Source organism: Pseudoalteromonas sp. SWYJ118 (genome assembly GCF_015864505.1).
In the GTDB taxonomy this organism is placed as follows: domain Bacteria; phylum Pseudomonadota; class Gammaproteobacteria; order Enterobacterales; family Alteromonadaceae; genus Pseudoalteromonas; species Pseudoalteromonas arctica.
Map to the genome: position 1 here is coordinate 1 of NZ_JADYXC010000024.1, position 23,784 is coordinate 23,784.

Here is a 23,784-nt window from a genome sequence, read left to right on the forward strand (position 1 = left end):
TGATAGTGTAGCATTTGCTATGTGAAAGTAGGACATTACCAGGCTTCAAATTGTAGAAAGCCCGAATCTAACGATTCGGGCTTTTTTACGTCTGCAGAAAAGTAAAATACGTGCAATTAATGCACTCTCATCCAATACCCATCACGTAGGTCGGGCGAGCGAAGCGACTCCCGACGCTGAAAGCATCGAAAGTACCCTTATACCAACCTGCATAAATCTTTAATCAATTTAACGAATTAAATTGCACTATAACGTCGTTAAAAATTTTTATTTAGAACAACTAGATACAAAAACTTTTGCCTAGTTCTAGCGTAATTTTCTTAACGTTAAATAGACCCCATATATAAGCAGATTGATATTATAAAGCTTCTACTTCAATTCTAACCTCACGATACGACTCAATATCTTCACTAAATCACAGTCTGATTTAAAAACTAGCTGCTTCTTCTCACTTTGTTGCAATTTCATTCTTGGTTTAATAAGTGACCTGTGTAAAACTACCTGCGTTAATTTAGTAAATCAGGTGACATGAATGTCGAATATTAAAGCTTGGAAACTTATAAGCCTGTTTTGTTTGTTCGCAGTGCTTATGGGTTGTCAATCGAAAGAAGAGCAGCTGCAACAAACAATTCAAGAGTCTATTAAAAAGGTAGATACGGAGCTGTCTCAGCTTGGTACTGCACTCGATAATGGAAGTGTACGCAATGCTGTGTTACTTAAAGAATATGGCGAGCTTCTTAAAAAACAACAACCAGAGCTTACAAAAGTTGTTGATGTAATTACCCTTGATGCAACGCGCCAAGGCGCACTTTATAGTGGCTTAACACAGCGACTTAAAGATATTAAAGGAACTTACTTAATTCCTCCTTACGAAGATACGTTACATAGCATTGATTTGTTGCGTGATGCATCTAAACCTACGCTATTTTCTGATGCGTTAACCGATCCTATCAATATGCTAGCAGATATGTCGAAAGGCACTTTAGCGCGTGTAGGCGCAATTAGTAAGCAAGCTGAAGGTGAGGGTGTTGGTAACCAAATGGTAGGTAACCCTAACTATGGTAACTGGCAATCAAATAGTAACGGTATTAGCTTTTGGCAATGGTACGGAATGTACCGTATTTTAGGTGATGTATTTGATCGTGTTGAATATGGAAGCTGGAGTAAGCGCCGAAAGTATAGCTATTACAATGACTATGGCCGCTCGCGTTATTCAAGCCCTAAACAAATTAAAACCCAAAGCGCTTTAGAAACACGCACGCGCCAAACATACCAACGCCAAGGTAAGCAGTTTACAAGCCCTTATGCGAGTAAAAAAACAGGTGCATCAGGTTTAAGCCGTAGTAGTTATACGCCAGCAAAAAGCCGCAGTAGTTATTCTCGTTCGAGCAGTTATAGCAATAGCTCAGGATCGGTGCGTGATAGCGGTAGCAGAACCTCTCGTGGCGTGAGCCGTGGTAAGTAAAAGAATAAAGTTGGAGTTAGAATAATATGTATGAATTTAATGGAATAACTATGTGGTCACTGCAAGCGCTGGCGATTGATTTTGCAATTATTGTTTTATTATTTGTAAGCCTTAAATATATAAAAGGCTGGGTTTCAAACTTACATGCAAATGATGAAATAACAGAGCGTGATAACTTTGCTTTTGGTATTAGCTTTGCCGCTGGCTTAGTGGCACTGGCGATTGTATTAACGGGTGTAAGTAGCGGAGCTTTTGCTGCAACACTGCAACAAGAAGCACTACAAATGTTAGCTTATGGCGCATTAGCAATTGTACTTATTAAGTTGGGTCACTTTTTTCAAGATAAAGTAGCTCTTCGTAAAGTAAGCCTGCACGACGAAATCGTTAAAGGTAACGTTACAGCTTCAATAATTGATTTTGGCCATGTTGTCAGTGTTGCTATCGTTATTCGCTCAGCTCTTTTATGGGTGGCTACTGACGGCTGGCATGGTCTTCCAATTGTAATTGCCGCCTTTATTATAGGTAGTATTGTATTACTACTTGTTAGCCAGTACCGAGTGCAGTTATTTAAACGTACAAATAAAAGTGGCGACTGCCTACAACAAGCAATTGTTGATGGTAACTTAGCTGTGGGTATTCGTTACGCTGGATTTTTAGTCGGTAGTGCATTAGCTATTACAGCAGCAACGGGTGTTGCACCTTACGCGGCTGATAATATTAATGCGAGTTTACTATACTGGGCTATTAGCGCAGTAGTGAGCCTTGTTGCATTTATTATTTTGCACTTAGTGACAATTAAAATAATTTTATCTGGTTGCGATATTTCCGATGAAGTTAATCGTCAAAAAAATGTAGGTGTAGCTACTATTTCTGCAGCAGTATCATTTGCTGTAGGTATCACTATGGCAACATTACTAGGCGCATAATCAGTGTCATCAACCACAACTAGCCCAAGTAAGTCTCGCTTACTTGGGCACGATATACTACTTATTACTGTTATGGCCGTGCTTGCTGGGTGCGGCCTTATTTATGAATACTTACTGTCTCATTATGCGGGCCGTGTACTTGGCTCAGTAGAGAGCGCTATTTACGCCATGATCGGCACTATGATTGTAGCAATGGGCTTAGGCGCTTTTTTAGCGCGTTGGTTTAAAGATGCATTTACCGCTTTTGCTTGGCTAGAAAGCATTATTGCTTTGGTTGGCATGGGCTGCATTTTAGCGATAGCGGGTGTAATAGCAGTTAGTTATTCTCTTCCTCATTTATTTTCGAGCATTTTTAATTTACCCCCTGATGTTGTGCTTAATGGTTACGTATTTCAAAAGCTACAAGAGTGGTCACGTTTTCTACCTTATGTTTTTGGTTTAATACTGGGCTTATTTATTGGTATGGAAATACCGCTTATAGCGCGCATTCGTCAGCATGTTTATGGCCGTTTTTTAGAAAACAACGCAGGGACTATTTATGGTGCCGATTATATTGGTGCTGGTATTGGTGCCGCCATTTGGGTAAGTATCATGCTCTCAATGCCTATAATGCAAGCTGCAGCGTGGACGGCGTTATTTAATATCATTGCGGGGCTCGCGTTTTTATGGCGCTACCATACCCATGTGCGCTTTGCTAAGGCACTTTTAGTTTGCCATATAGTATTACTGGCATTGTTTGGCTTTATTTTAGTATTTGGCAGTAGCTGGATGAACAATTTAAGTAATGTTTTATACAAAGATAAAGTAATTTATTCGCAAGCAACCAAATACCAACACGTAGTTTTAACCGAAAGATTAAGCAAAAACCAACCTCAGCCAATTACTGATTTATATTTAAATGGGCGTTTACAGTTCTCAAGTATTGATGAGCAAATATATCATTCAATGCTGGTTTACCCTGCAATGCTTGCCTCTAACAGACACGACCGTGTATTAATAATTGGTGGTGGTGACGGGCTTGCACTTAGAGATGTTTTAAAGTGGCCTGTAAGTGAAGTAACGCTAATAGATTTAGACGCGCAACTACTCAATTTATTTGGTCATAAAGACGGTGACTTTACGCCGCCAGAGCACATCAATAAGCGATTACTACAACTAAACAATAAATCGATGCATGACTCGCGAGCCGACATAATTGTGGGTGATGCATTTTTAGAAGTTGAAAAGCTACTTGACCAATCTAAGCAGTTCGACACTATTTTAATTGATTTACCTGACCCTAATCATCCTGATCTAAATAAAATGTACAGTGACTACTTTTATAATCATGTACGGCAGTTATTAGCACCGGATGGCGCAATGGCGGTTCAATCAACCTCACCTTATCACGCTAAAAAAGCGTTTTTAAGCATTGCAAAAACAGTTAAAGCGGCTGGGTTTGAGTATGTTGAGCAGTATCAGCAAAACATACCTTCGTTTGGGCAGTGGGGCTGGACTATAGCGACTAAAATGGGGCAGTCGGCCAGTGGTCGTATTAATGATACGACGGCTATGCCTGTGCCATCAAGGTGGATTAGTAAAGAATATTTATTGGCAAGTTTTGTATTTCCTAACCACTACTTTGAACAAGTTAAAAGTATTGAGGTCAATAGGTTAGGATCTGGTCAGTTGTATGATTACTATCGAACTGCATGGCAAATAGAAAGCGAATTGTATAAAAACTAATAAAACATGGTTGACATAATATGTCAGCCATGAGAATCTTAACTCAGACATAATATGTCAAACGACAAAAGGCAGAGACATGGAATTAAATGAACTTTCAATAAAATTAGCTTCTTGTGAAACCGAAGGCGCTAACTTTGAGTCTTTCTTGATTGCCAACCCTGGCGAGCAAGATGTTTTACAAGTCATTGTTGATGGAAATGATGAACTTCCAATTTTTGTTACGCAAACGCAAGAGCAGTTATTATGTATTAGCTACTTGTTTGACGAAGATGAAGTTAAAAGTGAATTACGCGACGAATTAAACGAAACATTATTACGTTTAAACGTGCCAATTCCACTGAGTGCATTTGCTAAAATCGATAACAAATACGCGATTTTTGGTGCACTGTCGGTAAATTCATCATTAGATGACGTTACCCACGAACTAGTGACATTAGCCGATAACGCTATCGATGCACTAGAAGCCGTGACCTTGTATTTAAACGATTAATAGCTAGTTAGTGGAGTTAAGATTATGAGTATTTTAAAAAAATTATTTACAGCAGTACGTGGCGGCGCCCGTGAAGCAGGCGAAGCAATTGTAGACAAAAATGGCATCCGTATTTTTGAGCAAGAAATTGCAGACGCGCAAAATGCACTTCACCGAGCTAAAAAAAGCCTTACTGAAGTAATGGCCAAAGAAATGCAAACTAAGCGTAAAATTAGCGCTGTAGATGCATCAATCGCTGAACATGAAGCGTATGCAGGCCAAGCTCTTGAAAAGGGCAACGAAGCATTAGCATTAGAAATTGCAGAAAAAATTGGTGACTTTGAAGCTGAAAAAGCTGAAAACGAGCAAGTGTTGTCTGGCTTTAGCAATCACATTGTTGCGCTTAAGCAGCAAGTTAAAGATGCTGAAAAATCGATCAAAGAGAATCAGCGTCAGCTTACAATGGTTAAAACCACTGAAAGCGTACAGCAAGCAACAATGGCTGTTAACAGCACACTTAATACAAACAGCTCGTCTATGACATCGGCTCGTCAATCGCTTGAACGCATTAAACAGCGCCAACAAGATCGAAGTGACCAGCTTGGTGCTGCAAAGCAACTTGAGTCAGACGTAAATGGCGATGACTTAAAAGCAAAAATGGCTGAAGCAGGCATTGGCGACACAAGTCCAAAAAGCGCTGATATTTTAGCTCGCATCAAAGCGAAGCAAAATAGCTAACTATTACGTTTATACTTTAAAAAGGTAACCGAGTTTTTCTCAGTTACCTTTTTTGCTTAGAAGGCAGCCTTCCTATGTTTAATTTTTTCAAATCTAAAAAAGAGCCAGAACGTCAACTTAATCATCCGAGCGATCTTAAAAAAGGCGACATGTTTAGCGTTATTGATTCATTTGCCTATCCTGCATGGTTAAAGGGTGAAACGTTACGTGTTACTGATATTCAGACTTACCAATATCAGCACAGTAGCGATACTGAATTTGTACTTGAGACAAATAGCGGCCAAGTTGTATTTTTACAAATTGAGCAAGATGATGGCGAAGAGTGGGCTAACTTTTCTATTAAAATTCAGCGAAACGAAGTTGAAGAGATATTTAGCCTTGATGAGTTTGCGCGTATTTTTGATGAAGAGTCGTTAACCCACATTACAGTGCAAAATACACCAGAGCGCTTTATGCAGTTTTTAGCTAAAAGCTATCAACAAAGCGAGTCGCCTTATGTGTGTTATTTCCATAATAAAGACTACCGCAACCAAGCATTACCTCGCTATGAGCAAGAAGGTGGCGAGCCATGTGAAATGATTTGCTTAGCGTCAGATAATGAAGGCTTTGGTTTAAATATCGAAATTTGGGATGGCGGCGAAACCGAAGTATCGCTAACGCTTATGCGTCCAATGTCAGATATTGTAGACTTGTTTCCCGGAGATGCTAAGTGAGTGATGCTAAAGACAAGTGGTTACGTCAGGAACAAGCTGTACGTGCCACACAAATGGCATTTGATCTAAGCAGCGAAGTTCAAAAGCTGATAAAAAAGCAGGCAATTGATCAAGAGCTAACGCCGTCAGATATGATCCGAAAAATACTTGGTTTAGACGTAAAGTCTAAAAAAACGCGTCAACGTTTATCGTTTAACTTAAATGATGATGAAATAGCGCAACTAGCCAGTCGCTTTGATGTACAAAGCGATGATAAGCGAGCCGTAAAGCAACAAGTAGCTGATTTATTAATAGCTCACACTAAAAATAAAAAAGTGAAATAATTTAATTAGGTTTTTATGAATATTATTTTAATTGCTTACTTAATTATTTTTGCGTTGTTTGGTACTGCGGCGAGTTATTTTGTACGCTTTATTTATGCGTATTGGGTGCTTAAAACAATGCCCATGAAATACATTATTAAAGCGGGTGTTTGCGTGGTACTGGTGGTAGTAATTTCAGCGTTAATTCCGTATCTAAGTTAACGCTGAGGTTAAGTTTGATTTATTTTATATCAAACGACTGGCACTGCTGATTAATACACAGCGATTGCACTTCAAGTACTGGAGAACAATCAGTTAAGCCTTGTGCTTTATTTTGTATGTTTTCTTGTTTTGTTATTTGTTGAGCAAGCTGTTCCGCTTCTTCTTGAGAGGTGTTTAGCGTTGAATAAACCGCGTATTTACTCGGTCCACCGCATGCGCGGGCGCCAACTTCAAGGACTTTGCACTGAAAGCTAGCGGTGCAGCTATTATTACTCACCATGTTATTCAGATCATAGTTCAAGTCAGACAAGTTTTTACTTTGTTCATTACCTGACGTCACAGTGCTAGCACAGCCACTTAGTAACAAAATGCTGCTAGCAATGCTTATAATTGACAGTTTAACTGTTGATGGTAAACAACTCATAACGTTATCCTTAAAATGCACTTACCGCTGAGCCTTCAAGTTTAACACATTTATTTTCAACACACTGCGTGCTTGGCGTTGTTAAATGCTGACAAATACTCATAATCCCTTTTTGTGAATTATAGCTACTTTCAAGCTTTGTGATTTTGTCGCTAAGGGCTGTTACTTGCTCCTCAGACGCAGTGTTTGTTGAATACACGACAAAGCTGCTTGGCCCGCCACATGCGCGACTACCTACTGCATTTACTCTACATTGAGTGCTGGTATCACATTGCTTATCTGTAATTAGTGTATTTAATTCAGTTTTGGCTGCTTTTATATCGTCTATTGAAACGTTTTTTAAATCAGCTTTTGGTATTTTTTCAGCAACTACGTTCTTTTTAGTATTTTCTTGTAATTGAGTGTTCTCTTTTAGCTTTTGTAGCTCTTGCTTAGGTGCTTCAGCCTCTGAGGCGATTGTTGCTTGCTGTGTTTCAGTGGGTGCTTTATCTAAGCATGCAGTTAAACAAAGTGGTAAAAGTATGGCTAATAATGGGGTACGCATAAAAAACCTTGATAGTGATGAAATATTCATCACTATCATACACGGTGCATTTTTTACGGCAATAAAAACTATATTATCAAGTAATTAAAGACGTGAAAAATATTGTTTATTAAAGTCCACCCTGCGTTAGCTTGGTTGGATTAAGTAATTTTTCGAGTTCTTCGCGCGGTAAATCAGTTTCCTGCTCAGCTACATCAATAATTGGGCGAGCTTCTTTATAAGCCTGCTTTGCTATTTTTGCTGCTTTTTCATAACCGATCACCGGATTAAGCGCAGTTACCAAAATTGGATTTTTAGCGAGTGCTTTATCTATATTTGGCTGATTCACCTTAAAACTGGCAATCGCTTTATCGCCCAGTGCTTGCGCGCTATTTGCAAGTAATTCTATGCTTTGCAATATATTATACGCAATGACTGGCAGCATTACATTCAGCTCAAAATTACCCGCCTGGCCGGCTACCGTTATAGTGGCGTCGTTACCTATTACTTGTGCACTTACCATTGCGGCGGCTTCTGGTATAACCGGGTTTACTTTGCCAGGCATAATAGATGAGCCTGGTTGAAGCGCTTCAAGCTCTATTTCACCTAAGCCTGCAAGTGGTCCTGAGTTCATCCAGCGTAGGTCGTTGGCTATTTTCATTTGTGCAACAGCGAGTACTTTTAATTGCCCAGAAAGTGCGACGATGGCGTCTTGTGAACCTATATTGTAAAAAAAGTTACTACTAGGCGTAAATCTAATACCTACATTAGCACTCAGGTTTTCTGCAAATTTTGCTGCAAATTTAGGGTCTGCATTAATACCTGTTCCTACGGCAGTGCCGCCTTGTGCAAGCTCGCATACACGCTCTAAGCTATGTCTAATTCCTGCTGCTGCATGATTGACTTGTGACTGCCATGCACTGAGTGTTTGATCAAACGTAACAGGCATTGCATCCATTAAATGTGTACGGCCTGTTTTAACTATATGGCCAACTTCAGCTTTTTTCTTCTCTAGGTTTTGCGATAAGTTTTCAAGCGAAGGAAGTAATTCATACACTACATTTATTGCACTACTGAGTGCGATAGCAGTAGGGACTACATCGTTAGAGCTTTGCCCCATGTTTACATCATCATTAGGATGAATACTCTCATTACCTAATCGACTAGCAAGCGTTGCAATAACTTCGTTGGCATTCATATTTGAGCTTGTGCCCGAGCCTGTTTGAAAAATATCAACGGGGAAGTGCTCAATGTGTTCGCCATCAATAATACTTTGGCAAGCTTGCTCAATAGCATTGGCTTTAGCTTTGCTTAAATGCCCAAGATCAAAGTTACTTTGTGCTGCGGCTTGTTTTATATAAGCCAGTGCAGTTATAAATTGCTTTGGCATAGGTAAGCCACTAATGGCAAAGTTATTAACCGCTCGCTGTGTTTGCGCCTGATAGAGCGCATCATTAGGTACTTGTAGCTCGCCCATACTGTCTGATTCTGTTCTAAAGTTGCTCATAAGTGTGCTCCTTAAAAAGGGTTGAATTCGTGGCTAAGAATACGCGCTTCGCGCTCAAGTATTAAAAATTGTGCAGTATTATTGTGCACTTTATAAAATCGTTTTAATGCTAATAATGGTTTGTATAACTGCTCTAAACATTGTTTACGAATAGCATTATGTATAAGAGGGTCGCACATTTTGTTCATAATTTCATGGTGTGTGCGCCTAAGATAAAACTCTTGAAGCAAAGGGTTACGTTGCAGCTCAAATTTTTTTGCGACGTTAAGGGCGGTTTCTATGTAATCGGCAACGAGCATGGGGGCATGCAGACCAGGTCTTAAGCAATGACAAGAGAGTTCTTGATGATAACGATGCTGGGCATGATTTGAAGACATAAAAAAACCGACTCAAGTTAACGATAATAGTTATCATTACATTTAATCGGTTTCAGTGTAAACAGTTATTATAAAAATTATTTGCGATACTAATTTGAGTATTAATTGTAGCCAAGAATAAATATCTGATCTGTTTCATGTTTGGTCATCGCCTGTTGATTATGTTTAGGGTGCGAAAGTAAATCGATTACTGTAGCTCTCATATCAACAGCGTAACTATGATCGTCGGTGGTTTTTTCGGTTATAGCAACAGCTGCGTCTACAGCTGTATAAGAGGGTATATGCATAATTTTATCCTTTAAAAATTTAATATAAGTTAAACCCTTTAGTGGGTTAGTTATATAAAAGCATATTACATACCAATCATAATAATAAATTCAACCTCATGATAGTTATAGAATTTAAAAATTATCATTTTTTGAACACGACAAAATAAGTCAAATTTGCTTTACTGTTGTGCATTAACCGACAATTTTGGTGCACAGAAATGACAAAGCCATTTTCACAAGCGTGTGAAAACAATAAAGCTCCTATTTTAAAGCAATTAAAAACCGTATTAAAAAACACTAAAACAGTGCTCGAAGTTGGCTCAGGAACCGGCCAACATAGTGTGTTTTTTGCAGAGCAATTGCCTCATTTGCAGTGGCATACAAGTGATCGCGCTATAAACCACGAAGGGATTAACTTATGGCACCGCGAAGCTAATTTAACTAATTTGCATGCGCCGCTTGAGCTTGATTTAAATAATGAGTGGCCAGTAGATAAGGTTGACGCTATTTATACGGCAAATACATTTCATATTGTTAGTTGGCAATTAGTTGAACGTTTTTTTGACGGTGTTAAACGTCATTTAAATAACGAAGGTATGTTATGTATTTATGGGCCATTCAAATACCAAGGTGAATTTACCAGCCCAAGTAATGATGACTTTAGTGCTTTTTTAACAGAGCGCGATCCGTTAAGTGGAATAAGAGATTTTGAAGCAGTTGAACAACTAGCTAAGCAAGCAGGGCTTACGCTCATTAGCGATACAGCCATGCCTGCAAATAATCAGCTACTCGTTTTTAAACGGCAGTAATGAGCTACATTGCTCTTTATATATATCCATATGGCCGCGTTCACGCTTTAAGTAGTCGCTTATTGCATGACTAAAGTCGCCATCAACAATATGGTGAGCAGAATAGGTAAGTACGGGTTCGAATCCGCGTGCTATTTTGTGCTCACCTTGTGCACCTGAATGAAAACAGCTGAGTTTATGTTTTATTGCAAACTCAATACCTTGGTAATAACACAGCTCAAAGTGTAGCGAGTCTACTTCTTCACTTGCTCCCCAGTAGCGCCCATAAAGCGTATTTTCACCAATTAAACTAAGGGTTGCAGCAATCACGTTATCGTCTTTTTTGGCTAGCATAATAACGAGGTTATTGGCCATTAATGCATGTAAAAGCGTAAAAAACTCCATATTTAAATAGCCTAAATGACCAGATCGTTTTAAATACGTACGCTGATAAAACTCACAAAACAATTGCATTATCTCGGGCGTAATTTGTGTGCCTTGCAGCCATTCAATATCAATATTTTGCTGCGCTATTTTAGCTCGCTCTTTTTTAAGTGACCTGCGTTTACGCGAGCTAAGCATCTGCAAAAAGTCGTCAAAGGATTCATAACCTTTATTAAACCACTGAAATTGCACACCCACTCTTAACATGGCGTGTTGCTCAGTTAATGATGTGGCTTGAGCTTGGTCGCAAAAATTAACATGCCATCCCGACCAACCTTGCTGAGCACTGTGTATACTCAGTTGCTCTGTAATGTATTGATACACCGCATTTTGATTGATGTGATCGATAGCAATGCGCTTACCCTCAATAGGGCTAAAGGGAATACCAGATAGCCACTTGGGATAATATTCTAAACCGTGTTTTTCGTATGCCTCAGCCCATGCCCAGTCAAATACGTACTCGCCGTATGAATGACTTTTTAAATACCCGGGTGCAAGTGCAACGAGTGTATCACCTTCAAAAATAGCGAGGTGATGGGGCTGCCAACCGCTTTTTTGTGTTACGCATTGGCTTTGTTCAAGGGCATATAAAAAAGCATGTTGAGTAAATGGTTCATCACCAAATAAACGTTGCCACTGCGGCTGGTCAATCTCATTAATACTGCTAAACCATTGGTGCGAAAACGTTCCCATGACTACTTACCTTGTAGTTGTTCTAAGCTGTTCTACGTTTTTAATAAACGTACTAATTTGCATCTTAAGCTCGGCAAAATGAGGATTATAAGTTAAGCGCTGTAAAGCCGGATAGTGTTTTAAGTTGGCGCTTGTACGCTCTCCTAGTTGTGGGTTTTTAGTTGTTTTACATGTTTTATACAGTAAGTCGTCGTTAATAAAGCTGCCACAATTGCGATAAGTTGCGTTAATTCCATAATGTGGATTTTGCGGTGAGTTAACAACCGCAATATGCGATATACCGTGAATTTTTTTACACTGCAGTGTTGTGCATTGCGGATTACTTACTATGTAGTCACTAGCAAAGTCTGGCGGTAAAATATCAGTGTTGCCATAAAGTACTAAAGTATCGAGCGGTTTATATTTGACTGAATTACCTTGGTGTAATGCACTTAATAATTTTAGTGTGGCACGCGTATCTATTGTCGTATCAATATCACTAAGTACACTAAAAATAGGTAATTTAAGTGCAGGGCGTTTGCTTAAGTTACTTATGCTTGCAAGTGACATTGCACCGTATGATGCCGCAGCCGCATTTAAAGGGAAAGACTCATACTTAGCAAAGTCTACATCGGCGTCTTTATCTATCCAATTAACAAACGGTATAGCGTCAATCCATTTTGCTATCCAGCCGTATTTATTATGTGGCTCGGAGCCTGGCGAATAAAGCATAAGCGCTTTAATTTTAGTTGAAACAGTTTGCCTGGTTGCGTAATCAATAAGTAACGCTGCACCGGTAGAGTAACCTGCGAGTATCACCTCATCAAAGTCTTGCACCGAGCGTTCAATACCGTATTTTATTGCTTGTTGCCATTGGCTAACGTCTACATTGAGCAAAGCACTTGCGGCGCTACCATGTCCTGGTAATAAAATAGTACGCACGGTATAGCCTTGCTGATAATACACTTGTGCTAAATCGTGATAGGTAAAGGGGGAGTCAGTAAGCCCGTGGATTAATAACGCAACTTTGTTGCTGTTTGGGTGCGTGAGCTCAAAAGGGGCAATAATATCTGCAATAGTAGGGTCAGGTTTTCGCGTATCCTGTATTACTAACTGCTGATACGTTTGTGTAATAACGGGGCATGGCATATTTGCACGGGGATTAGCTTTATTTATATGTTTATATGCGTAATCTAAGTAATCGCTAAATGGTAAAAGGCCTTGATAATTGAAGCGCTGGTGGTTGTGCTCATTTTCAAAGCGTAATAGGCCTTGTTGCTTACTTTTTGTTATAAATCTAAAGTCGCTCGCCTGCGATATACAGTTTTGAGCTACTGCAATATGCGAAAAAACACTTAAAACAAAACCAAAAAATACTCTTAAAAATACTCTTAAAGCTACTTTTAAAGTTAAACCATTATTGTTCATTAACTACTGCATATTGAGCAAGACACTCGGTTAGCTTAATGAGTTCAAGCGGTTTTGCAAGATGTTGGTTAAATCCAACTGCTTTTGCATGTGCTTTATCCTCTGGCATTACGTCGGCAGTTAAAGCAATAATCGGAAGTTCTTGTTCGGTTTTAAACTGGCGGATCAATGCTGTGGCTCTATAGCCATCCATTACAGGCATTTGGCAATCCATAAGCACTAAATCAAAATGTTGTTTTTTGACTATATCAACGGCCAGCTCGCCATTTTCTACTATATACGGCACAATTCCTAACGATCCAAGCATCGCTTTAATCACCATTTGATTTACCGGGTTGTCCTCTGCCACTAAAATGCTGAGCGAAGTAATATTAGTATTATCAAATGTAATAATATGCTCTTTTTTAGGCTCTGTTGTTTCTAATCGCATGGAAAATGTAAAAGTAGAGCCTTTATCTATTTCACTTTTAAGTGTTATTTCTCCCCCCATTAGCTGGCTTAGCTCTTTTGCTATGGTTAAGCCAAGTCCTGTACCGCCAAATTGTCTTGATGTAGAGCTATCAGCTTGGGTAAATGCGTTAAATAACTTTTTATGTTGGCTCGGTTCTATACCTATGCCGGTATCGCTAACGGTTATAACAAGCTGTACTTTATTGGCAGTGGTAAACTCTGTTTCTATGTTTAGAGTAACACTGCCTTGGTTTGTAAATTTAATCGCGTTACTACACAAGTTAAGCAATATCTGCTCAATTCGCATTGGATCGCCAATAAACCAGATATCTAAAGGTAGTTTTGAGCTAACTTGCCACTTAATACCTTTGTTAGTTGCGCTGTGTTCAAACATATTGTTTATACGTGCTATTAAAGCACCTAGGTCGAATGCAATAGACTCAATAACTAACTTTTGAGATTCTATTTTTGATATATCAAGAATGTCATTAATTAGGTTTAATAAGCTTTTAGATGATGAGTTTATTTTATCTAAGTAACCAATTAGCGTACTTGCGCTATCGGTTTCGCGAGCAAGCGAAGAAAACCCAATAACAGCATTCAAAGGTGTACGGATTTCGTGGCTCATATTAGCTAAAAATTGGCTTTTAGCTTGGTTAGCTAAATCTGACTGCTGCTTTGCTTGTGCAAGCGAGTGTGTACGCTCGGCAACTTGACGTGTAAGTGCAATTTGTTGCTGATTAAACAGCAGTAAAACCATTAAAATTAAAGAACATACGGCAACTTGAAGTATGAGCAATAATAACGTTAGTTGATTATTATGTTGTGCTAAAAACCCTTCTTTAAGTGCTAGTTTTACAATCCATTTTTGCCCTGCAAAGCTCACATCAAACGACATCAAACGACTTCCTTTAGCCTGATGAACATCTTGAGAGTAATTACTATAAAACGGCGGTGCGTTTGTATCTTCGTATATACCAATCGAAAACATATCAGACTGCTGTTTAGTAATTGCTTGTTCAATAATACTGCGTACTAAAAATATACCCGTGACGTAGCCTTTAATTACTTCTTTATCGTCACTTTGAGAATACACAGGGGCAAATAACAAATAAGCGGGTTTAGGTTGTTTGGTTTGTACTAGCTGAATTATCTTAGTCCCTACGGGCATATATTTTATAGCAGGGTTAAGCAGGGAGTTTTTCCTATCAGAATTTGAAAATACATTAAAGCCAATTGCTTTTTGATTACCATTGAAAGGGGCTATATATTTTATGATAACGAGGGGATCATTTTTTTCAAGAGGCTCACCTACTACATCAACATCTAAATGGTAAATATTTGATATTTCTTGGGCAAAGGTCTCACGTTGATCTTGAGGTATTTTTGCATTCCACGATAAAGCATTAATAAATGCGTGCTGGGTTAGTAATTGGCTAGCATAAGAATAAAAATCTTGCTGGCTTAATGTTGATGATGATTGAACCTGGTTTGCTAGGCTTTGTACTGCAATAATACTGCGATTTGTATATCTATAAAGGCTATTTTCTATAACGTGAACTTCACGTTCGGCGATTTTAATTGTGCTTATACGGTTTTCTTGATCGTATAGCTGTGTTGTAACCGCAACAGACACAAATAAAATAGAGCATACTGCAATTGTTGGAAACGCCGATATATTATGTTGATTAGATTTTTGTGGTAGTAAAGAAAGTAAAAACGGAGTTGCAATTAATACCCCTAATGTATCGCCAAGCCACCAATAAACAACATTTTTCCAATGATTATCAATGCTATAAACCGAGTTAAATTGACTAAGAGCGAACACGCCAAAGTTAGCCGAAATTAAACTGACTAATATGGCTATGACGAGAATAAAGTAAATTATGTTTTTACGCTTTTTAAAGCGTAGTGGGTGACCAAGCCAAAATTTTAGTAAAGCAGCGCCCACCATTGCCTGTATAACCACACCAAAGGCGATATACATTGCTTCGTTAAATGAGTTACCGACCAGGACTAGCTCATGAGCTGAACTATCAAAAATATTTAAATTAAATGCAATTGCAGCTACAAATAAAGGCGGGATAAAGCGCCACCACCAAATATAACAACCGACCAGAGCAATACCAGCAGGTAACCAAATTGGAATTATTTGCGAATTAAAAGCAAGTTTAGTGAGTGCTATACCCACTAAAAAATATGCTAAAGCAAACATGATGTAAAAAATAATGGAGTGATTTTTAGAGTTAAAATTTTTCACATAAGGTCCAAGCAATTATTATTATCGTTTTGAAATATCAGTATAGCTAACAGTAAGTTATTTAGGGTATTTTTATAATGGTAACTGATTTTTGCTAAATGACTGCTTTAACACAACGGTTGATTCTATATTTGCAATACAACTTAAACCACCTAGTTGATGTTTTACAAACGTTTCGTAGCTCTCAAGATCATGTGCAATTATTTTTAATAAATAATCATAGCTTCCTGATATTACACAACACTCTAATACATGTGGTAATTTTTCTACATGTTGCTCAAATTGCTCTGCAGCACTTACCGAGTTTTGGCTTAATCGTACAAACGCATACACCAACACATTAAGGTTAAGTGCTTTTGGGTTTATGGCGGCGTGGTAGCCGGTAATAATGTTTTCTTGCTCTAACTTTTTTATACGTCTTAGGCAAGGTGTATCTGACAGGTTAATGCTGCTGGCTAAATCTGAAACCGACATACGAGCTTGGCTTTGTAGTGCGATAAGTAATTGCTGATCTTTTTTATCTAACATAGTTGTCGGCTTTTATTAATTATTTTTATATTTGTAGTGATTATTGCTAAGTATTACAGTTTTTACTAATTTTTTTGGCGTTTTACCCTCATTGAACTCTGTTAGCATTTAACTATAAAAATAATAGAGCACAACAATGAACACACATACCGCTATTTTTGATCACTGGATTCGAACTGAGTTTGTCACTTTAAACAGTGAATTAGAGCAGCTTTATTGGCAGCAAACCGATAAAGCAAATGTAGAAGGAATAGGCGAGGCCTTAAAGCAACAATTAGAAAAAGAAGGCAACGCATTAATTAGTAATTTATTAGCCGAGGGAAACACAGATCAAGGCTTTGATAGTGCTTTTGACCTACTTGGCAACGTCGGATTATTTATGGCTGCATGCCGTCGCCATGAAATTACCGAACCAAGCAGAGAAACCACGTCTCCACTAATAGAAGCCTCAGCGCTTGCTATGCATATAGGCGCATCTATTGGCGTAACCCCTCGTTTTGCTACCGCCCACTTAACTACTCATAACAAAGCACTTAACGGTATTTATAAACGATTTACTAATTTACCCGATGAAAAGCTATTTATAGATTACAACACCCAAGGTATTTTGGCCTATAAACGCGCAAGTGATGCTTTACTAAAAATATTGCCGTTAGGTATTTCACACCCTTTATGCGGTGAGTTACTAAAAGTAGCTAAACAGGCGCTTATAGATGTTATTGATTCAAATAATGCACTTTATACTGAGCTCGATACAGATCGCTTTTTTAACTGTGTTCGCCCTTACTATAAACCGTATCGTGTAGGTAAAGAGGTTTACAGAGGCGCTAATGCCGGTGACTTTGCAGGTATTAACGTGATTGATATGTTACTAGGGCTTTGTAGTGCAAATGAGCCTAGTTACTCGCAAATGCTGGTGGATAAGTTTTTATATATGATGCCAGAGGATCAACAAATACTACGAGAAGCCATGCGTATGCAAAGCTTTATGGATGACTTTTTACAAGCGAAGCAATATAAAAATACAAATTGGTTTAAAAGTCACGCAAAGCTATTTATCCAAGTGTGCAAATTACATGGCGACACCGCAGTCGGTCATCATAATCAACTAGTTGAAAAATTTATTGCTCAGCCCTCAAAGAATATGCAACAGCAGCATATGAGCAAGGTAACAGCAAGCGGTCCGCCGCTTCATGTGTTACTTGATTCGCTCGAAAAATTAAGAGATAGGCGAGCCAGTGCAAAACGCGACGATATAAAAACACGTTTTGACGATCTAAATACACTTAAAAAATGGGTTAAATAGTATGCTTAAAAATGATTTTTGTATGGCCGATGGCTGTTATTTATTAAATCACTCAGTTGGCCGTCCTCTTAAAAATACACAGCAATATTTAGCCCAGCACTACTTTTTACCGTGGGAGAGCTCAAATAAAGAGCCTTGGCAGCAATGGCTGCCGGCAGTTGAGCAGTTTACTACCGCACTTGGTAAGTTATTTAATACGCCTGGTTCGCAGTTTTGCCCGCAGGTTAACTTATCAAGCGGCTTAACAAAGCTGCTTATGTCGCATCCACGGTTACAGCAAAAAAATTGTAAAGTGCTTATGGCGCAAAGTGATTTTCCGAGTATGGGTTTTGCAATGCAAAAAGCATTACCAGAGTGCGCGCAAGTCATGTTTATACCTGAGCACGAAAATCTAAGTGATATTAGTGTTTGGCAGCGTTATATAACCGCCGATATCGATTTAGTTTTTATAAGCCACGTATATTCAAATACAGGTGTGCAGGCACCTGTATACGATATTGTAGCTATAAGTAAATTAACCAAGAGTTTATCAATAGTTGACGTTGCTCAGTCTGCGGGTGTTATACCGCTTGATTTAAGCATACTCGATGCTGACTTTATGATTGGCTCGAGCGTTAAGTGGCTATGTGGGGGGCCAGGTGCAGCATATTTGTGGGTTAACAAACACCAAATAGCATATTGTGAACCTAAAGATGTGGGTTGGTTTTCGCATCAAAATCCATTTGAGTTCGATATTAACCATTTTGAATATAACGCCAGTGCGCTCAAATTTTGGGGGGGCACTCCTTCTGTAGCGCCTTATATTATTGCCGCCAATAGCATTGCTTACTTTGCAGAGCTAACTGCTCACAAGGTAAGGGAGCATAACTTAGCGATGCTTACGCTTATTCATGAGCAGCTAAGCGAATATGTTGTATCACCTATGAGTAGTGATAAATGCAGCGGGACTGTTATTTTGTTTTTTGCCGGGCTGCAAGAATATGTACTTACAGAGCTTGATAAAGCGAAAGTCAGTGTAGATTTTCGTAAATTTGGAATACGAGTATCGCCACATATTTATAATACCCGAGAAGACGTTGAGCGGTTTATATCGATAGTAAAACAAGCGCTTAAGGATTTTGGCTAAGCTGCTGCTTTCTTTGTTTTAATGACTCTATTTTTTGCTGCGTTTGATTGATTGATGCGTCGTAAGTTTGCTTTAACGCATTTGTTTTAGTTGCGATAGCATCAGCAATAGACGAAGCGCCTAAACGATTGGCTTTATCTTGAGTCATGTAATCTATCTGCTGTTTTTTAGCAGCGTATTCTTTTTGGCTTTGTGCAATAGATAGCTCAAGGCGTTTTATTTCACGATCTATTTGTTGAACCTCTAAGTAATCATCCACAGAGGAGTCGGTAATACCTTTACCGGGCGTAGAGCTTTTGTACGCTTCAATTACGTTTATATCTTTGAGAGTAATAACTTGTGCATCTTTAGCGCAAGGCGTTTGGCTAAAGGTAGGAACGCCCTTAATGACACACTTATACACTGTTGTACTTTGTGCCAAGGTAAAAAATGGTGCTGCCGCGCAAACTGATAGCAATATGAACCGGATCATAGCTAAACCTAAAGTGGCTAAAGTTGTGTTAATAATGCCCTAAGTTATTACTAGGCACAATTTGTTTAGTTTTTATAAATTTTAGGCACAAAAAAACCACAATTAAGTGGTTTAAATTAAGTATGGTCCAGAGGGAGGGATAGACTTGCTTGCTTGCATGTAATCAATCGCTGCGCGACGCTTGCAGCGGCCCAAAATGTTCCAGACATTTTGTCGAACCCTGTCGAGGGTTCTCACCCTCCCAATTTAGTATTGGTGTTAAATTTTAGGCACAAAAAAACCACAATCAAGTGGTTTAAATTAAGTATGGTGGAGAGGGAGGGATTCGAACCCTCGATAGAGCTACAAACTCTATACTCCCTTAGCAGGGGAGCTCCTTCGGCCACTCGGACACCTCTCCAACGCATAACCGTTTGTATTGATGGAAGTAAAAAAAGCCACCAATTAAAATATGGTGGAGAGATAGGGATTTGAACCCTAGATGGGCTATAAACCCATGCCGGTTTTCAAGACCGGTGCATTCGACCACTCTGCCATCTCTCCGTGACGCAGAATAATACTTAGGTGATACCGCTGTGTAAATAGCAAAATGACTGTTTGCCTAAAAAACGTACGTAAATGAGGTTTTTTTTGTAAATAAGGGGAAATTAAGGCAATTTTTAATAAAATAAATAGGTTGCAGCAAACAAGGGGGAGCTAAATAAGTGACTTCATTTAGTGGTTGAGTGTTCGCTGCACCGAAAAATAATCATGGTTGGGTGATTATTTATATTGAGCTGCGCCGCTAAGTGCTAGTCTTTTACCAATAGTGTTAAGTCTAGCTAACATTCTTGCTTTACGGTTAGTTGGTTTAACTGCTACTTGAGCTGCTGCTGTTTGATTTAATGTGTTAATTGGTTTCATTATTTTGCTCCGGGTTGTATATGTTGAAATCGCGTGCATTTTGCACGTTGTTTGATTAAAAAGACAACGATAAAAATTGAGCCTGACGGATTAGTTAAACTAATCCTTATTTATTTTATTAACGTGCGGTTCAGTGTTTTTTATTATGGTTTTTGCATAAATAGTTAAAATAAAATCGGCGTTACTCTCACCAATACTGGTATTTGTGTGTGTTTTTATTTATTTATATGCATTTTACACAACCTTTTTTGACTAGTTATTCAGATTAAAAAAACTCAATTAAACTCTTTTTTATTCGTTCTCAAATACATTGTTGGAAACAAAAGCTTGTCACTACTAATAATTATTAAACCAAGTACAAAAAAACAGAATGAAAAATCACTAATGTGGCTTAAAAGCATCTGTAAAAAACGTAGTTTCTCTTATTGTATATTTACTACAACAGGAAACTTTGAGAATGACTGTGCTCAAATAAGCTTATTACTGAGTAAATTTACCAAAGCAGTCGTACTAGGTGGAGACGGCACATTAAACTTAGCGGTTAATGCATTAATAGGGAGCAATTGTTCGCTAGCGTTGTTGCCCTGCGGCACAGGTAACGATTTCTCTAGGGGATTTGGCTGCAAAGAAGATGATTGGCGAAAGGCATTATTTAATACACCGACAGCAATTGATATAGGAAAAATTAATAGCCGCTATTTTATTAATATTGCAGGGGTAGGGTTTGATGCCCATGTAGTTAAAGCAATTGAGGCTAAAGCTAGTTTTTCATCTTTTGATTACAGTTGGGTGAGCGTAAAAGAGTTATTTTACTATCAAGCTCAGCAGTTACACGGCACATTTAATAACAATGCTAGGCAGTATCAAAATTTAATTACCGTATTTGCTAATCATAAATTTTTTGGTGGTGGTTTAGAAATAGCGCCAAATGCTGATTTAACAGATGGAAAGCTTGAGTGTTATCAAATGCGATCGGGTGGGCTTTTTTATAACGTAATAAGCTTTATGAAGTTGTTTTTTAAGCGCCATCAGCATATAAAAAACCTTAACTACAGTCGCTTAAATACAGCTTCCATAAAAACTGAAGGGTTATTGATTGAAGCAGATGGTGAACTGGTAGATAAAACTCCTGCCGTTATTAGTGTACATGGGCAGGCTTTACTTTTTCATATGCCAATAAAAAAGCGCCTACAGTAGGGTAGGCGCTTTTACGTTAGTTGCGTTAATAACGCGTCTAACTGGGGACGGAGCCACTTTTAGCCATTGCTCTATTAGCTGAAAAGGCGTTAATTCGTTTTGTTGGGGTAAGCACAATGGCGTTACCTAATAGCACTAGGCTAAATCCTGCAAAGGTATTTGCGTGCCATTCAAAGCCTTCAAAAAAGCTACTCAGTGTTACTGCCACTAGTGGGAATAAAACAATAACGTAGCTGGCTTTTTCAGGGCCTATATTTCTAAGTAGAGCAAAGTAGCAACCAAAAGCGATTACAGTGCCAAATATTGATAGATAAAGTAGTGATAGCCAGTAACTTGGTGGAGCGTTTAAACTAAATTGCACATCGTTCATTAATACATATAAAGCCAAGCCTATAGCGCTGTATAACATGCCCCATGCATTGCCTTGCAATACACCAATTTGTTTACGAGAATTACGAACGCTTACCATATTTCCTAATGAAGCCACAAAGGTGCCACCAAGGGCAAGTAGTAACCCGACCAATGCACCATTACTCAAGTCGAACTGCTGTAACTGTGGCCAAAACAGACACGTAATACCTAATACAGCGAGTACTGCACCTGTATAAATTCGCTTTGAGATTGGCTTACCAAAAAATAATCGGGTGTTAACTATGTTCATAACCAGCAGCATTGAAAAGGCAATAGAGCTCATGGCTGAGGTGAGGTGATTTTGTGCCCAGTAAAGCATTAAGTAATTTAAACCAAAGTTAAACAGAGCTAATAAAGCAAAAAAGCCATGATCGACTAATGAGAAACGCATGTCGGGTTTTTTGTACGCTACATACAACCACATTAAAAGTGCTGCAATAGCAAAGCGATAAAATAACGATAACTCGACTGCAATATCGCCTAACTGAAATTCTATGGCTAACCAAGTAGAACCCCAAATTAAAACGGTTGTAATGTATAACGCTGCACTTTTCATGGTTAGTCCTCAAAGCCCGATTGAATGGCTATTTTAAGACCTATCTGTATACTTACCATATACAGAAAAGTAAAAATGTAACCTATACAGATTCGGTGTGTGATGATAAGACAAAAAAATAGCCAAGGGCATGAGTTTTTATATCAACAAGTTATTCAGTTAATTAGAGATATGAGTGCTCAACAAGTTTTACTCCCCGGCGAAAAACTTCCATCACTGCGTAAAATGGCAGATAACTTAAATATAAGTATTCCCACTGTAAAACAAGCGTATCAAGCACTTGAGGATCAAGGGCTAGTAGAGGCACGCGAAAAATCAGGCTACTTTTTAAAAGCGGTTAACGCCGCGCATAACTTACCTAAGCGAGTTAAGTTAAGTCGAGAGCCTGTTGTGGTAAATAAACAAGCCTTAATAGAGCAGGTATACAGCGCCATTCATCAAGCTAACGTAGTCCCTTTTGGTATCGCTAACCCGATAGCCGCTGCACCTACCGATAAAGCACTCGCCAGAAATATGCGCCGCGTAATGACAATTGCCGGCAGTAAAGCCATTAACTATGGGCCAACAGATGGATTTGTACCGCTAAAAAAGCAACTAGTGCATCGCTATCTAGATTTTGGCATTGGTATTGATATGGACGAGCTTGTGATCACCAATGGTGCACAGGAAGCCATGGCTATTGCGCTTAAATGTGTAACAAAGCCAGGCGATATAGTGGCCATAGAAACGCCCTGTTATCACGGTATTATAGAGCTAATAGAGAGCTTAGGCCTCAAAGCGCTCGAAATACCACTGTGTCCAGATAACGGCATTTGGCTAAACGATTTAGAACGTGCTTTAAACGAGCATGATATAAAAGCCTGTTTATTCTCAACTGCTATTAGTAACCCCGTGGGCAGTTTTATGCCTGATACAAACAGACAGCAGCTGGTGGAACTACTTGAAAGCCACGACGTAGTGCTTATTGAAGATGACGTATACGGCGATTTATACTTTACGGCAAAACGAGGCACTCCTGCTTTAGCGTATTCTAAAAAAGGATTAGTGATCAGTTGCTCATCTTTTTCTAAAACGGCAGCGCCGAGCTATCGTGTAGGTTGGTTAGTTGCCGGTAAATTTGCAACACAAGCGCGGCGATATAAACGAGCACTAAGTTGCTCCGCTTCGTTAATAAACCAATGGGCGTTATCAGAATTTATTGCCAGCGGCGAGTACGACCGTAACTTAAAGGTACTCAGGCAGCGCCTGCGCGATAACAAAGAGCGTATGCGATGGTGTTTACAACAAGCTATGCCAAAAAATACACGTATAAGCGACCCTAAGGGAGGCTGCGTAATGTGGCTTGATTTAGGAGGCGAATACGATAGCCAAAAGTTATTTTTACTTGCGCTTGAAGTGGGTATTAGCATAACCCCGGGGCTTATTTTTTCAGCCTCTAATAAATATAAAAGCTGTGTAAGATTAAGTTATGGTGTGCAGTGGAGCGAGCAGATAGAGCAAGCAATTATTACTCTGGGTAAGCTTACTTTATTAGCTAAAAAGTAAGTTCGTGAAACACAAAAAAGCAGCATTTAAGTAAA

At 38.8% G+C, this 23,784-nt stretch carries 25 protein-coding genes and 2 tRNA genes; 13 read left to right on the forward strand and 14 right to left on the reverse strand.

What is annotated here, in order from left to right; all coding sequences use genetic code 11:
* The first annotated feature begins 532 nt into the window (after positions 1–532).
* From I6F48_RS17775 to I6F48_RS17810, 8 genes are all read left to right on the forward strand, one after another.
* Positions 533–1,465, forward strand: a complete 933-nt coding sequence (locus tag I6F48_RS17775) for a hypothetical protein (protein ID WP_007579759.1) — start codon at positions 533–535, stop codon at positions 1,463–1,465.
* A 26-nt stretch (positions 1,466–1,491) separates the two neighbouring features.
* Positions 1,492–2,391 carry a DUF350 domain-containing protein gene (locus I6F48_RS17780; protein WP_197119972.1) on the forward strand — a complete coding sequence of 300 codons (900 nt, stop codon included), beginning with the start codon at positions 1,492–1,494 and terminating at the stop codon, positions 2,389–2,391.
* Between the two features lie 3 nt (positions 2,392–2,394).
* Positions 2,395–4,116, forward strand: a complete 1,722-nt coding sequence (locus I6F48_RS17785; RefSeq protein ID WP_197119973.1) for a polyamine aminopropyltransferase — start codon at positions 2,395–2,397, stop codon at positions 4,114–4,116.
* Positions 4,117–4,195: 79 nt separating this feature from the next.
* A complete protein-coding gene (locus I6F48_RS17790) occupies positions 4,196–4,609 on the forward strand; it encodes a YjfI family protein (RefSeq protein ID WP_024592233.1) in 414 nt (137 codons plus the stop codon).
* Positions 4,610–4,633: 24 nt separating this feature from the next.
* A complete protein-coding gene (locus I6F48_RS17795) occupies positions 4,634–5,326 on the forward strand; it encodes a PspA/IM30 family protein (protein WP_004335088.1) in 693 nt (230 codons plus the stop codon).
* A gap of 74 nt (positions 5,327–5,400) precedes the next feature.
* Entirely contained in the window at positions 5,401–6,039 is a 639-nt protein-coding gene (locus I6F48_RS17800) for a DUF4178 domain-containing protein (protein ID WP_010554827.1), read from the forward strand.
* Positions 6,036–6,362 (forward strand): hypothetical protein, encoded by a 327-nt coding sequence (locus I6F48_RS17805; RefSeq protein WP_010554828.1) that lies wholly within the window; start codon positions 6,036–6,038, stop codon positions 6,360–6,362. The genes I6F48_RS17800 and I6F48_RS17805 overlap by 4 nt, the downstream gene beginning before the upstream one ends.
* 15 nt (positions 6,363–6,377) lie before the next feature.
* A complete protein-coding gene (locus I6F48_RS17810) occupies positions 6,378–6,563 on the forward strand; it encodes a hypothetical protein (RefSeq protein WP_010554829.1) in 186 nt (61 codons plus the stop codon).
* Between the two features lie 19 nt (positions 6,564–6,582).
* Here I6F48_RS17810 and I6F48_RS17815 read toward each other — a convergent pair whose 3' ends face one another.
* The 5 genes from I6F48_RS17815 to I6F48_RS17835 all read right to left on the reverse strand — a co-directional run bounded on the left by I6F48_RS17815 (position 6,583) and on the right by I6F48_RS17835 (position 9,681).
* The gene (locus I6F48_RS17815) at positions 6,583–6,987 is read right to left on the reverse strand and encodes a hypothetical protein (protein ID WP_165739675.1); all 405 of its coding nucleotides are present in this window, start codon (positions 6,985–6,987) and stop codon (positions 6,583–6,585) included.
* A gap of 10 nt (positions 6,988–6,997) precedes the next feature.
* The gene (locus I6F48_RS17820) at positions 6,998–7,531 is read right to left on the reverse strand and encodes a hypothetical protein (protein WP_165739677.1); all 534 of its coding nucleotides are present in this window, start codon (positions 7,529–7,531) and stop codon (positions 6,998–7,000) included.
* A 109-nt stretch (positions 7,532–7,640) separates the two neighbouring features.
* Positions 7,641–9,017, reverse strand: coding sequence for a class II fumarate hydratase (locus tag I6F48_RS17825; RefSeq protein ID WP_197119974.1), 1,377 nt, complete (start codon positions 9,015–9,017; stop codon positions 7,641–7,643).
* 11 nt (positions 9,018–9,028) lie between these two features.
* Positions 9,029–9,394 carry a hypothetical protein gene (locus I6F48_RS17830; RefSeq protein WP_231613042.1) on the reverse strand — a complete coding sequence of 122 codons (366 nt, stop codon included), beginning with the start codon at positions 9,392–9,394 and terminating at the stop codon, positions 9,029–9,031.
* Between the two features lie 101 nt (positions 9,395–9,495).
* The gene (locus tag I6F48_RS17835; RefSeq protein WP_165739680.1) at positions 9,496–9,681 is read right to left on the reverse strand and encodes a hypothetical protein; all 186 of its coding nucleotides are present in this window, start codon (positions 9,679–9,681) and stop codon (positions 9,496–9,498) included.
* Between the two features lie 200 nt (positions 9,682–9,881).
* Between I6F48_RS17835 and I6F48_RS17840 the strand changes: the two genes are divergently transcribed.
* Positions 9,882–10,472 carry a DUF938 domain-containing protein gene (locus tag I6F48_RS17840; RefSeq protein WP_197119975.1) on the forward strand — a complete coding sequence of 197 codons (591 nt, stop codon included), beginning with the start codon at positions 9,882–9,884 and terminating at the stop codon, positions 10,470–10,472.
* On the opposite strand, the gene I6F48_RS17845 is transcribed toward I6F48_RS17840, so the two are convergent.
* The 4 genes from I6F48_RS17845 to I6F48_RS17860 all read right to left on the reverse strand — a co-directional run bounded on the left by I6F48_RS17845 (position 10,449) and on the right by I6F48_RS17860 (position 16,233).
* Complete coding sequence (locus I6F48_RS17845) at positions 10,449–11,588, reverse strand: GNAT family N-acetyltransferase (RefSeq protein WP_165739684.1); 1,140 nt, start codon at positions 11,586–11,588, stop codon at positions 10,449–10,451. The two genes, I6F48_RS17840 and I6F48_RS17845, sit on opposite strands and share 24 nt — an antisense overlap.
* 6 nt (positions 11,589–11,594) lie before the next feature.
* The gene (locus I6F48_RS17850) at positions 11,595–12,995 is read right to left on the reverse strand and encodes an alpha/beta hydrolase (RefSeq protein WP_197119976.1); all 1,401 of its coding nucleotides are present in this window, start codon (positions 12,993–12,995) and stop codon (positions 11,595–11,597) included.
* Positions 12,985–15,705 carry an ATP-binding protein gene (locus I6F48_RS17855; protein ID WP_197119977.1) on the reverse strand — a complete coding sequence of 907 codons (2,721 nt, stop codon included), beginning with the start codon at positions 15,703–15,705 and terminating at the stop codon, positions 12,985–12,987. The genes I6F48_RS17850 and I6F48_RS17855 overlap by 11 nt, the downstream gene beginning before the upstream one ends.
* A 72-nt stretch (positions 15,706–15,777) precedes the next feature.
* A complete protein-coding gene (locus I6F48_RS17860; protein WP_165739690.1) occupies positions 15,778–16,233 on the reverse strand; it encodes an Lrp/AsnC family transcriptional regulator in 456 nt (151 codons plus the stop codon).
* A gap of 136 nt (positions 16,234–16,369) precedes the next feature.
* Here I6F48_RS17860 and I6F48_RS17865 point away from each other — a divergent pair, with 136 nt between their 5' ends.
* Both I6F48_RS17865 and I6F48_RS17870 read left to right on the forward strand, forming a co-directional pair.
* Positions 16,370–17,539, forward strand: coding sequence for a PrnB family protein (locus I6F48_RS17865; protein WP_165739692.1), 1,170 nt, complete (start codon positions 16,370–16,372; stop codon positions 17,537–17,539).
* Between the two features lies 1 nt (position 17,540).
* Positions 17,541–18,665: an aminotransferase class V-fold PLP-dependent enzyme gene (locus tag I6F48_RS17870; protein ID WP_165739694.1), complete on the forward strand. Its 1,125-nt coding sequence runs from the start codon at positions 17,541–17,543 to the stop codon at positions 18,663–18,665.
* On the opposite strand, the gene I6F48_RS17875 is transcribed toward I6F48_RS17870, so the two are convergent.
* The 4 genes from I6F48_RS17875 to I6F48_RS17890 all read right to left on the reverse strand — a co-directional run bounded on the left by I6F48_RS17875 (position 18,649) and on the right by I6F48_RS17890 (position 20,040).
* Entirely contained in the window at positions 18,649–19,137 is a 489-nt protein-coding gene (locus tag I6F48_RS17875; RefSeq protein WP_165739696.1) for a DUF4124 domain-containing protein, read from the reverse strand. The genes I6F48_RS17870 and I6F48_RS17875 overlap by 17 nt on opposite strands.
* A gap of 307 nt (positions 19,138–19,444) precedes the next feature.
* A tRNA-Ser gene (locus I6F48_RS17880) sits at positions 19,445–19,537 on the reverse strand.
* Between the two features lie 52 nt (positions 19,538–19,589).
* Positions 19,590–19,680: transfer RNA gene (locus I6F48_RS17885), tRNA-Ser, on the reverse strand.
* Positions 19,681–19,899: 219 nt separating this feature from the next.
* Positions 19,900–20,040 carry a hypothetical protein gene (locus I6F48_RS17890; RefSeq protein WP_010554841.1) on the reverse strand — a complete coding sequence of 47 codons (141 nt, stop codon included), beginning with the start codon at positions 20,038–20,040 and terminating at the stop codon, positions 19,900–19,902.
* A gap of 327 nt (positions 20,041–20,367) precedes the next feature.
* On the opposite strand from I6F48_RS17890, the gene I6F48_RS17895 reads away from it, so the two are divergent.
* Positions 20,368–21,237, forward strand: a complete 870-nt coding sequence (locus I6F48_RS17895; RefSeq protein WP_197119978.1) for a diacylglycerol/lipid kinase family protein — start codon at positions 20,368–20,370, stop codon at positions 21,235–21,237.
* Between the two features lie 37 nt (positions 21,238–21,274).
* Here I6F48_RS17895 and I6F48_RS17900 read toward each other — a convergent pair whose 3' ends face one another.
* On the reverse strand, positions 21,275–22,204 hold the full coding sequence (locus I6F48_RS17900; RefSeq protein WP_197119979.1) for a DMT family transporter: 930 nt from the start codon (positions 22,202–22,204) through the stop codon (positions 21,275–21,277).
* A gap of 102 nt (positions 22,205–22,306) precedes the next feature.
* Between I6F48_RS17900 and I6F48_RS17905 the strand changes: the two genes are divergently transcribed.
* Positions 22,307–23,749: an aminotransferase-like domain-containing protein gene (locus tag I6F48_RS17905; RefSeq protein WP_197119980.1), complete on the forward strand. Its 1,443-nt coding sequence runs from the start codon at positions 22,307–22,309 to the stop codon at positions 23,747–23,749.
* Positions 23,750–23,784 lie beyond the last annotated feature (35 nt).